Annotated in this window: 7 protein-coding genes; all 7 read right to left on the reverse strand. The window is 37.9% G+C overall.

What is annotated here, in order from left to right; all coding sequences use genetic code 11:
- Nucleotides 1-6: 6 nt before the first annotated feature.
- The gene (locus G7B20_RS13250) at nucleotides 7-3,903 is read right to left on the reverse strand and encodes a SusC/RagA family TonB-linked outer membrane protein (protein ID WP_164111893.1); all 3,897 of its coding nucleotides are present in this window, start codon (nucleotides 3,901-3,903) and stop codon (nucleotides 7-9) included.
- Between the two features lie 283 nt (nucleotides 3,904-4,186).
- Nucleotides 4,187-5,404, reverse strand: a complete 1,218-nt coding sequence (locus G7B20_RS13255) for a FecR family protein (RefSeq protein WP_164111894.1) — start codon at nucleotides 5,402-5,404, stop codon at nucleotides 4,187-4,189.
- A gap of 105 nt (nucleotides 5,405-5,509) precedes the next feature.
- Entirely contained in the window at nucleotides 5,510-6,052 is a 543-nt protein-coding gene (locus tag G7B20_RS13260; protein WP_164111895.1) for an RNA polymerase sigma-70 factor, read from the reverse strand.
- 855 nt (nucleotides 6,053-6,907) lie between these two features.
- Nucleotides 6,908-8,107 (reverse strand): thioredoxin family protein, encoded by a 1,200-nt coding sequence (locus G7B20_RS13265; protein WP_164111896.1) that lies wholly within the window; start codon nucleotides 8,105-8,107, stop codon nucleotides 6,908-6,910.
- A gap of 20 nt (nucleotides 8,108-8,127) precedes the next feature.
- Nucleotides 8,128-9,570 (reverse strand): PKD-like family lipoprotein, encoded by a 1,443-nt coding sequence (locus tag G7B20_RS13270; RefSeq protein WP_164111897.1) that lies wholly within the window; start codon nucleotides 9,568-9,570, stop codon nucleotides 8,128-8,130.
- An 11-nt stretch (nucleotides 9,571-9,581) separates the two neighbouring features.
- On the reverse strand, nucleotides 9,582-10,286 hold the full coding sequence (locus G7B20_RS13275; RefSeq protein WP_164111898.1) for a DUF4843 domain-containing protein: 705 nt from the start codon (nucleotides 10,284-10,286) through the stop codon (nucleotides 9,582-9,584).
- A gap of 2 nt (nucleotides 10,287-10,288) precedes the next feature.
- Entirely contained in the window at nucleotides 10,289-11,695 is a 1,407-nt protein-coding gene (locus tag G7B20_RS13280) for a RagB/SusD family nutrient uptake outer membrane protein (RefSeq protein WP_164111899.1), read from the reverse strand.
- Nucleotides 11,696-11,739: the final 44 nt, after the last annotated feature.

Raw genomic sequence — 11,739 nt, forward strand, 5'->3', positions numbered from 1 at the left:
TTTTTTTTAAAAACCAATATTGACGCTGAGAACAAAGTTAGTTGGTCGAGAAAGCCCGACAGTTCCATTGTTACTTACCGCATCAGGGTCTATATCCATGCTGTTACGTGTCCACAGAGCCACATTTTCTACCTGTCCAGACACCGTCAAACGTTTCAAAAAGGTGGATTGTAAAAATGACGGAGGAACCTCCCACCCTAGTTGAATTTCTCGCAGACGAATATTGTCAGCAGACATAATCGTATGACTAGCGTTTTGAAGTCCAAATGAACGAGTTGCATCATGTTTGGCTATTGCAGGTATATCCGTAAGGTTCTCGTCTCCTGGTTTTCTCCATCGGTCGGCTATCCATATACTCTTATCAATATCAGGTGTCATACTAGGCGTATATCGTCTCATAATATGACCAAAATTAAACATGAGTCTCGCTCCAACAAATACGCTCTTATACTGCCAATTATTGAAAACGCCTCCTGAAATAGGAGCTCTAGTCTTTCCACTGTAAACCAAAGTCATCTCATCAGGTCGTGATACCACAGAACCATCTTCTCTAAAATATTGCGGGTTGCCCAACGTGTCTAAACCTGCCCAATTAAAGCTCCAAAGATTATCCGTGGTATAACCACTCCTAGCTGCTGTCAAATAACTAGGTCTCAAAGAGAAAGCTTCTTTTGGAACTTCCAATGCCTTATTAACATTGTAAGCTCCATTTATCATGACACGCCACTCAAAATCAATATTTCGGAATAGAGCAGCGCTAAAACCTATATTAAAACCTTGGTTAGATATTTTACTGTAATTGAGTCTAGATTGCAAACCTGTTGACGGATCAGTTGGGAGAAGTCCTTGAGCCAGACCTTCTGTAGTATTATTATAATACCTAACCGAAAGAGTATATCTATTGGCCATAAAACCAAGATCCATAGTCGCTTCTTTATTAATTTTACTAGGCGGCAACAACCCTTGTGCATCACCAATAGGTACACTTCCACCTCCACCATTTGTCACCGAATTCGCCCCCAACATTATTCCCATTCCTTGAAATGGATTCAAACTTTGAAATACCATACCGACTCGAAGCATATTAATCCAAGAGGAGTTAAAATACGACGAACTAGCTATATCATACGATACTCTGCCGTTCCATCCGCTACTGCCCAATGTATTCCTATTATACTTCAAGCTCATCACGAATTTATTTTCAAACAAGCGCGTATCAATACCTCCCGAAATACTTCTATTCTTTTGCCCACTTTGTTGTGCAAAATTAAAGCTGCTGATAAAAATCATAGAATTGCCCCAAACAGGTTGTTCAAAACGATTTCCAGACACCTGACTGGCTGAAAGTTTTGGGATACCGACCTCATTTGCTGATACCGTAAGCTTCATTTCATCTATAAAAGATAATCGGTCACGGAAGAAATTCTCACGACCTACATGCCATGAAACTCCAGCTAATTTGCTGACTGTAGCAGCATATGCAGGCACATAACCATATTTTGGCATGTAACTGGACAGGTATTGTACGTTTAAGTCATACTTTTTCTTGAAACTATACAAAAAATTACCATTCAGATTTATATTACGATCATACCGTTCTACATTTATCCCTGGTACAAAAAGCTTATTAAAATCAAGCGTATTAGCATTATAATTTTTCAAATCAGTCGACTGTGTTGCCAACAAAGGTAAACCAACTCCCAAGGCTCTACTATATCCATATATCGTAGCAAACGGATTATTTTTTGACTCGGCACTTCCGATTCCCATATCTAAACTACCCGCAATATCATGGTAATTGTCAAAAGAATGATTGAACTTCAGCCCTGTAGTGATACGGTACTCTAATGCACTTGATTGTGTTTTTTTATACAAATCTCCTATCGGCACATAAAACGTCACTTCAGAGCCATCCACGCTAGGCACACCATACTCATTAAACAATTGACGAGCTGTACTAGATTGCGCTCCTGTTAATCTTTCATCCACTGATTTAGACTTTGAAAACTTTATTGCAGTTGACCACTTTAACCCCTTCAACACTTGATAATCGGCATCGAAATTACCATCAATCCTATTAGCCTTTCGCTCTGTATAACTAGATATCAAGTCTTCATATAGATTTAGTCCGTTATTATAATAGCCAACATTCATCATTTGATCATTAAGTTGGGCGTCCCGTTGAAAATAAACATACTCTCCACCATCATCAAACAACAGCTGATAGGGATCTAAATCTGCCGTCTTTAGATCACCTCTATAATTAGAACTTCTAGAGAGATTAATCAACCAACGAGCGTTAAGTTTACCCTCCAAAACCCGCAAGTTATTACGAATTCCTAACCCAAACTCTTGATTATTTGACCCCAAATCTGTAGTCATATTTTTACGATACAATCCATTAACAGAAAACTGATAGGCCGAGCTACCTCCTGATAATTGCAAAGAGTGATTTTGGTTGAAAATATTTTGTTGCAAAGAACGCAACTGACTTCGATTGGAAATTCTCCCGAGTGAGTCCCATTTTGATTGAAACTCCTCTTGAGATAACTTCTTTTTACCTAAATCAAATAACAATGACTCGGCCGGACGGAGTGTTCCAGGTTTTTCAGGCATCGTACGTGGATCATATTTCGCAAAACCTCGATCATACACCTCTTTGTAATAACTTAATATATCAGCACTAGAAGCCAATTGCAATTTCTCTGCACTATTATCGGGAGGTGTAGAAAAATACAAGTTTGATGTGTAATTTACCTGAATTTTACCCGATTGTCCCCGTTTGGTAGTGATAAAAACAATACCTCCGGCAGCCTTTGGGCCCCACTTTAGACATTCTTCAGGATCACTTACCACTTCGACAGATTCCACATTATTCATAGGATAGTCACTCGGAAAATTCTCTTGCGGAAATCCATCAATGACAATCAACATACCAGATGTTGCAGCACCAAAGTTACTAGCCCCTTGTAATTCTGGCACCAAGCCACCATCAACAGTCTTTGATGCTCCCTTTGTGGCATTAGACATACTTAGCCAATTCGTACTTTTCTCCCAATCTTCATAGGTAGGATAACGACTTAAAAACTCTTGTGCACCGGGGCCATTAATTATACGCTCATACTCTTCACGCAAATTCTTTGCCGTTGAGCCTTCCCACAAAGGAGATAAATACTCTACTTCCCCCTCCTTAGTAGTAATCGCTGGTTTCAAAGTCAGTCCAGGTACACCTCCCTCTAGCACCTGTCCTAGATTGAGATGAAATTTATGTTTCAAATCCACCTGAGTTCCCAATTTCTTTTTAAAAAAAATATCAACCTCCTCCAAGCTGGACTGACTAGCGTGCAATATAATCGTACCCATATCCGACTTAGCCTTAACTTCTCTTTCCTCAAAACCAATACAGGAAATCAACAAGATACTTCCTTCTTTGAGCTGTCTAAATAAGAAAAGTCCACCTTCGCGTGTTACTGTCGAACGCTTTGATCCTTTTAGTTTTATACTGGCTCCCCTAATGGGATGTCCATGACTGTCCGTTATCTTTCCCCGAACATCGATAGCCGCGACAGCAATATGCTCCTTATTGAAAATATCCTTCGCAACCGCCTCTACCTTTTCTTTAACAACGACGTTTTTTTCTCCTATCGTATACGATAAAGAACTGTCCTCGGCAATTTGTGCCATGACTTGATCAATTGGAGTATCCTTAAAATCTACCGTCAGCGTTTGCGAGTTTTTAGCTTTTGACGTTGTAAGCAATATATCATAACCGGTTTGCTTTCGCAGTTCCCAAAAAAGTTTCTCTAATGTGATATTACTTTTTCTCAGGGTAACTTTTTGCCCAAAGGTACTGGCACTCACCTGCATAAGAGCAAGACAAATCAAAATAGCCGTGAGCTTCATAAGCAAAATAAATTTATAAATGTAGCTTGAAGGCGTACAAAAAAATCCAATAAATTTTTTATACATTTGTTATCTGGTTTTTAGCGCCACGTACGTTTTAGTCGAACTAGACAAGGCGCTTTATTCAATAATTTTGGTTTATAATCATAAAAAATCAGACTTAGAGGGCTTCGATTGGCGTCGAGGCCCTTTTTCATCTTATCCTAATCTTTCTCAAGAGTCGTCTTCTAATAGCTTCATATTTAGGTCATTTATTAAGTATATATATAACTAAAGGAATTATCTACTTTCTTGTTTTACTTACAGTAGATTGGACGGTTAGTATCTTATCCTTTAGTTGAAATTTCACTACGCCAGTACGTTCAAACATGTCCAGTACTTTTGAAATATTTTCAAACTTACTGATAGTCCCAAATAAGGTAATTTGTTTGATTTCCTTATCCTCGTATACCACATCGATATCATACCAACGGCTAATTTCGGTCATAATATCTTCGATTTTTTCATAATTAAACATAAAAACACCATTTTTCCATGCCATGCTATACTCCGCATCAACAGCTTCTACTTTCAAAAATGAACCAGAAACTATGGACTGCTCATTAGGATTCAGTATTACTTTGTTAACAACAGTACCAGGATTAGAACCCTCGGCTACCACTGATACTTGCACAGAGCCCTCAATCAATGTTGTACGTATCTCTCCCGGCTCTGGATAGGCATTAACGTTAAAATGTGTCCCCAATACGGTAACCTCCTGACCCGCACTCTCTACCACAAAAGGGACTAACGATTGACTCCCCTTTTCTGACCTAGTTTTAGCAACCTCAAAATAAGCTTCACCAACTAACTGGACTTTACGACTTTTGCCATCAAAGCGCGTCGGGTACCTTAAGGTCGAACCGGCATTTAACCACACTTTGGTACCATCGGATAGACTGACTTGATATTGCCCCCCCTTGGGTGTCGTGAGCACCAGTACTTGACTACTTGCCTGCTTACCAGAAAAAGATTCATCCGCCGTCACAGTACTTCCATCACTATATAAAATCGAATCTCCTCCTATCACAATCCCATTCTTTCCCTCTCTTAAATCGATACTTATCCCGTTTGCTAATGTAAGAGTGGCACGGTTACCTCCAGGAGATACGTCTGTATTCACTAGTCTATCGTCCCACCCCGTTGCTAACTTAGAGTAATAAAAATAGATACTTGTCGTAAATCCAATTACTAAAATTGAAGCCACCGCCAACCGAAAGGTTCTTCTCCAGCGAAGAATCTTAGTCTCTAGAGGTTCAAGACTATTCACTTTGTCCTTAAACTCTTGCCATCCAGTAATTGAATCAAATATCCCTCCATATTTCACACGCACATCTGACGCTCTTAATAGTGCATCTTCTTCAGCTTCAATCTCCGCATCAGTCTTCTTAAGATCTAAAGGCTCACCTCCGGCCATTGGTTCGTCCAAAAGCTGTTGAATCCATTTATTGTCTCTATTCATTTTATGGGAATGATGCTTGGTCATGTACTATTAAGTAGCACAAATCAGGAAATAGGGTTATCGGTTTATTAAAAAAAAATAAAATAAAAATAAAAACACAGTAAATCAACGCATTAAAAATATAAAAACGAGTATACCTTTAGGCAATTCACTCCGCAAAGTAGCATATGCTTTTTTAATCTGCGCTTTAACGGTATTGACGGAAATGTTATTTCGCAGCGCTATTTCTAAGTAGGTCAATCCTTCTAGATTGCTCATCAGAAATATTTTTCGACGTTGTTCTGGAAGTTTCTGAATAGCCGTGTTGAGTGCTTGGTATATCTTTTCTCTCTCGGACTGTTCTTGTTGGCTCTGCTGCAAATCAAAGCCAATATCAGGCAATGAATCACCGTAATAAAGGACATGTTTTTTTTGACGTTTCGTATAGGTGATACAAATATTACGTATCGATCGGGCAGCATAAGCTTCAAATGTAGACTGAAGCTGAATAATCATTCTTCTGCTCCAGACATAAACAAAAAATTCCTGCACCAAATCGCGAGCCAGATCTATATCCTGCACGTACCGTACGGCGATCATACAAAGCTTTTCATAGTTTTTATGAAAAAGCTCTTCAAAGTTATCAGGTATGAATTTTTCGTCGGTCACACGGTTAGCAATTGATGTACTTTAATCTTTTCGGAGTAAAACTACAAAATATTTATGCTATTTGAATAAGTCTTTACAACAAGCCATTTTTACGCATATTTTAATACATCACCACATCTACTGTACTCGATCCATTTAGGAAATCAGATCCCAAGACCGTGGTTACTGCTCGCTCCTCTATCGCTCATTTTGCTTCATATCATATCTCTGGATCGCAGCATTAAAAAATGGCAACGCATATCTATTTTTCATTGGTGTTTAATATTTTTTGCACCTCCATTTCCTTATCCAATCTTGATAATTTTAAAACTTTTTGTTTTTAGCTCATGCAAGACACCACATAGCGACAACAGGAAATCCAAAAACGATGCCTAAACTTTATAAGGTAATGACGACTATTACAGAATCGGGAAACTTGAGGCAAAGACGAAAAAAACACAACTATTGATTAGGGAGGGATAGGTCAGCACGAACAAACCAAAAAACTCGAAAGTAGACAGTTATCTTATTCCAGGAAGGTAGTGCACTAGCGTACAAACTGTAAGAAAGCTTCGCAGATTTACTCATGACTTTCTCTAGCGATACAACCCTTATTTCAATACCTTGGAGCTTTTATTCTCCCTGAACTCTTAGATAACATCTTCTGCCTAGTGAAATAATAAGTTCTGGATAAGTTCCTGTCTCAAATGTAGCTCTAACCATCCCTTCTAGATTCTCATCTCATCAAAGTACAACCAAACTAATAACGGCTGTGTATATTGGGATCAAATGATGGCTGGATATCAACAAGTCTGTTGCTTATTAAAATAATGAATACCCCTAACGTTTTCTGCATTAGGGGTATGGCAACAATATCTATTTAACTCTTGTTTTCAAATTCATATGTTTAAATAATATCCCTGGAAGAATGGGATCCTCATAAAACTGGCTGGTTGACGAGACCTCGTATGCCGACTTATAATCACCAGCTTTTGCATATGCAGAAGCTAAAAAAGTAATCGCTTCTTTAGTAGGTGCATATTTAAATGCATTTTTAGCCATAGCAATCAACTCGTCAGATTGCTTCTTGGTGATTTCGTATTTGCTCAAAAAACCGGATGGTAATAATGAGTAATACAATTCCCGGTATAAATAAGGAAATTTTTCGCCATAGGTATTAAGAATCTGAACCACATTATCAAACCCTTGACTGTACAGTCCATTATTAAGTTGGTATTCAGCATCCAACAGATCCAAATACATTTGTTTATTGGGCAATTCTGAAGCCTTCATCAGTGCAATATGATTGTTATACCTCTCTAAATTTTTTTGGCTCAATGCAACATTGCCAGTCCGGATTATCATTCTATACATCGAAGTATTATACGTTGCTGAGGTCATATTTTTTTCCATTGCCTCTGGATACTTTAATATATAATCAAGCGCTATACCTTTTTTAGGGGTACGCATAAATCCACTTAATATAGATGTTACCTCTTTTTTCTGTATTTCCTCTTCGCTTAAAGATTTAAGATACTCTTCCATTATAGGCATCACTTTCTCTGGGGCGGTTTTCCCCAAAAGCCTGGTATATTTCGTAGTTAAAGCATAGCTCCGATCTCCCGCATTCCATTGCTTTTCATATTCAGCCAACTCATTAGAAATATTTGATAAAACAGCACGCTCACTGGATTGAATTAAACCTTTAGGGGACATCATGCCTGTTTCGACACCTAACAAATTGCCGTTACTATCAATCCAAAAATAAGTTGGATAAGCTGAAGGTTTAAACTTTTGGAAAACACCATGTGAAGCTTGCTTCTCTGCATCCAATTTGAGGCTTATAAAGTTAGGGTTAAAGTAATCGCCTACTTCCTTTAAAGGAAAAACATCAGCTGTCATTTTTTTACAAGGCCCACACCAAGATGTATATACATCTACGAAAATATTTTTATTTTCCTTTTTTGCAAGAGTAAGTGCCGTCTCGTAATCCAAATCTTTAAAAGCTATTCCCTGCGCATAGCTTGAGAGGGTTGTAAAAATCAGGAAGATTATTCCTAAACCACTATTTTTCATTTTTAGAATATATTTATTATTTAAAACTTGTAGCTAAAATCCACTACTTTATCACTGAAATTTTCTTTCTTAAACACTTCACTCACAGCCAGCCCTCCGGTCGTAGAAAAATTGTAGAGTGCAAAGCTGCCGGTATTTGCTCCACTATTGACGCTAGAATACCCGACTAAAAGTTGCGTACCTTCCATCATCAATTTATCGACACGCTTATCAGAACCTAGAGAAAATAATTCGCCGCCAACTTTTGTTAAAATGTTATAAGCGTATATCTTACTTTGAACCGAATAAAAGAGATAGTTCGGCAGGCCTGAGCCCGATGTAAATACAGTCGCTTCATTTATCCCAGGGGCATTAATTGCATATTTTTCCGTAGCTCTAAAAATCTGGCTTTGAGCGCTTATCAAATAGCGTAATATATACTTCTTTGAATTATCGTCTTCAAATAGTCCAAAAAAATTACCTGCATTCACATGCCCACCATAAAGCATTTTCAATCCCACATTCGTAGGATCAATAATATTTAATGTTGCTGCATCTTTTAAAAATAAGTTTAGAGATCCAGAAGTAGTATTATGGCACATAAACCGTTTGTTTTTATTATCATAAAATGCCGCTCTTCCACTCGTATGATAAAAATAATAGGGACTCAAATAATAATCACCAATCATATCTGGTTTAAACAGCGTCTCTCCTGAATTGGCAGCTCGGTTATATGCACGTCCATCTATTATTAAATAATCCTGAAGACCCAGAGTAGACCGCGGTATATATGCCTGCATCGACATCTCTCCGGTGCCTGACCAAGGCACAAGAAAAGACTCTTTTAGGAAGCGAGCCCGCTGCATTGTCAAGGGATCCAAAACTACGCCGCCTTGCTGATCTTTACAAAGTATTAGTATTTCGGAAGGCATGGATGATTTTCTTGGATAAAATGCGATGTCTATCGGGTTTTTACCGATCTGTTGTTCATTATTTGCGATTTCGTAAATATCCTCAATAAATTTATTGTTGTTCGTATTATAAAACTGCAAGCTCGCATTTTTATTTTTTTCAGAGAGTATTAAAAAACCCGGTGTAAAATCGTCTGTAACAACCAATCCAGCTTCTTTCCGAAAAAACACTTTAGTAGCGTTATCTTGAACTTTTAGGACTAATGTATATTCGCCCGGAATAAGCGCTATATTAGTGGATAAATTCCTCTCGTATGATATGGTATCGGCAATATAAGTACTTCTAGTAGTGTATACATACCATATAAATTTAAGATCGCTTTCCTTCAAAGAAGAAAGTTGCAATTCCGGGTTAATATTCAACCGATCGCCTACACCTATTGTATAGCCGTTCTCCAACCCTGTAATTACAACATCTCCTATTTCATAATCTTTCAGGACTGAATTATCTTTAATGCAACCTAGGACGCAAAGGCTAATAAATGCAAAAACTATTATTACTATTTTTTTCATGGATATTATTTTTAAAATGCTGCCCAAGGCATAATACGATTCCCGTTCTCGTCATACTCGATATTATCGATATAATATTGACATACTATTCTACCATAACTCATAAAAAGTCCGATTTGATTATTAGCTATATCGGAACGTTTTGGAGGAAAATCAAACTTTTGAATTTGGACACAGCGCTTGTGTTTTACCAAGGAGTATTCACCATAATAATTCTTCAAAAAAGATTCCCAATATTCGGGTTTTACATATTCATCTGTAAAATAGATTCGTGCAGAAAGTCGGTCTGAATACCCCAATTTAAAATCAGAGGTCTCCTCGAGTTGGAGATGTACACTTTTATACCCATCTGAAAGACCAGGACCATTCTTGATTAGAACCAGCGGGACCTCAGCACTAAATCGCCCTTCCTCAATGGCGTAAAACTCTTTTAGTGGCTCAAAATGCACTCCTTCTACTGCCGTTGATTGACCCTGGTCAACCTTTAACCGCAATTGCCCCATTTTATTCAACTTTCTTCCCAGAACATTAACTTTAATCCAAACGGTATCTGTACTGCCGGCAGCTGAGATCAGGGAATGAACCAAACTATCCTTGCTTGAATAGGCCGCAAAATATACCCGACTTGCATCGACATAGGTGTCTAGATTTTCATTTTTGCAACTTGTTATCAGCATAAATGCTACAATAACAAACATATAATATTTCTTTACCATGATCATTCTTTTATATTTCCAAACTCAATTTCAACCTGTGGAATAGGCATACTGTAAATCTTGGTGAGGTCATCAAATGCCAGTATATTAGGCAATTTTGAAAGGGCCAATCTTTTATACGTGAAAAATAATTGGCCTTCTCCAATAAACTCTCTTCTGTACTCTTTTTGTATTTCAGCGTCCAATGTTTCTGCAGTTATATTTTCTATAGCCAAAGGAGCGTTGCCTCTATGCGCCCGTAGGGTGTTAAGATATTCGCCCCCCTGCTTAGGATCTATGGAACACTCTGCTGCTATCAAATAACATTCTGAAAACTTTAAAATAGGAACGAGGTTTGAATAATTAAATTTCACGATACGCATACTATTAGTCGTGGCTATATCAAACCAATACTTACGAAAATCGGTATTCAATCCTGCGGGATAGATAGCATCTATCGTACTGTTATTTATTGTAAAGGACTGTGCATTTGTAGTCTGTGTAATCTCTGGAAAATAAGTATCTAAGTATTTGGTCTTAATACCGGGTATATGTATAGAAAACATAAGCTCTTGGGGAAATATGAATTGCGAGCTAGGTATACCTCCCGTGGCTTCAAATAACTTAAAAAAACCCGAATTGATAACTTCATTTGCTGCTTCTACTGCCATATTGTTATTTCCTTGGTACAAATATACCCGTGCTAACAAAGTGGTGACAGCATAGTAATTAAGCCTATAATGCCGATTCTTCAAAAGTTGGTCTTCTAAATCAATGTTTGTAGCATTTGGTCCAAATGGATCGACCGCTCGAAGTAAGGATTGCGCATTTTTCAGATCAGCAATAATTCGATTTAAGTTTTCTTCTACTGTACTTTGCGGGAAGGGTACATTGGTATATTTATCCGCATAGGGTATGCCAGGGCTTCCAAGGCCTAATGAGGGGGGTAAACTAAACAAACGCAATAGATCAAAATGCAACAATGCGCGTAAGGCCAAAGTTTCGCCTTTTATAATTTGATACCCGTTGCCTCGAAATACCGATTCCTTTTCATCAATCTGGCTCAGTATTATATTAGCGTTTACAATACCTCTATACTGTTGCTTCCATATTGCGGCCAATGTACTTTCCACATTCGCATTGTCATACTCATATTTAGAAAAGAATTCATAACTGTGACCAGAGGTGCTACGCACATTATCGTAGGTCTGAGCCAACACATCGGCAGCACCATAAGTCAAATTGACACCATAGGAATTTTTATCCGTCATTAGGGCATAAATACCTATTAACGCATCTCTGAACCCAGCTTGTGACGAAAAAAGCTGCTCCGCTTTCATTTCCGATTTGGGTGTTACATCCAGCCACTTATCACAAGATACTGTCATCAACAGTAGTAATGTTAATAGTAAAGAACTTAATATTTTCATTTTTATAATTTTAGTTTTAATTGATCATATAGCTCACGGCATAT

The sequence above is a fragment of the Sphingobacterium sp. xlx-96 genome (assembly GCF_011007365.1).
In the GTDB taxonomy this organism is placed as follows: domain Bacteria; phylum Bacteroidota; class Bacteroidia; order Sphingobacteriales; family Sphingobacteriaceae; genus Sphingobacterium; species Sphingobacterium luzhongxinii.

Coding starts and splice junctions, on each gene's coding strand:
- G7B20_RS13250 (WP_164111893.1), bottom strand. CDS start 3,903: ATGAAGCTCACGGCTATTTTGATTTGTCTTGCTCTTATGCAGGTGAGT.
- G7B20_RS13265 (WP_164111896.1), bottom strand. CDS start 8,107: ATGAAAAATAGTGGTTTAGGAATAATCTTCCTGATTTTTACAACCCTC.
- G7B20_RS13275 (WP_164111898.1), bottom strand. CDS start 10,286: ATGGTAAAGAAATATTATATGTTTGTTATTGTAGCATTTATGCTGATA.
- G7B20_RS13255 (WP_164111894.1), bottom strand. CDS start 5,404: ATGAATAGAGACAATAAATGGATTCAACAGCTTTTGGACGAACCAATG.
- G7B20_RS13270 (WP_164111897.1), bottom strand. CDS start 9,570: ATGAAAAAAATAGTAATAATAGTTTTTGCATTTATTAGCCTTTGCGTC.
- G7B20_RS13280 (WP_164111899.1), bottom strand. CDS start 11,695: ATGAAAATATTAAGTTCTTTACTATTAACATTACTACTGTTGATGACA.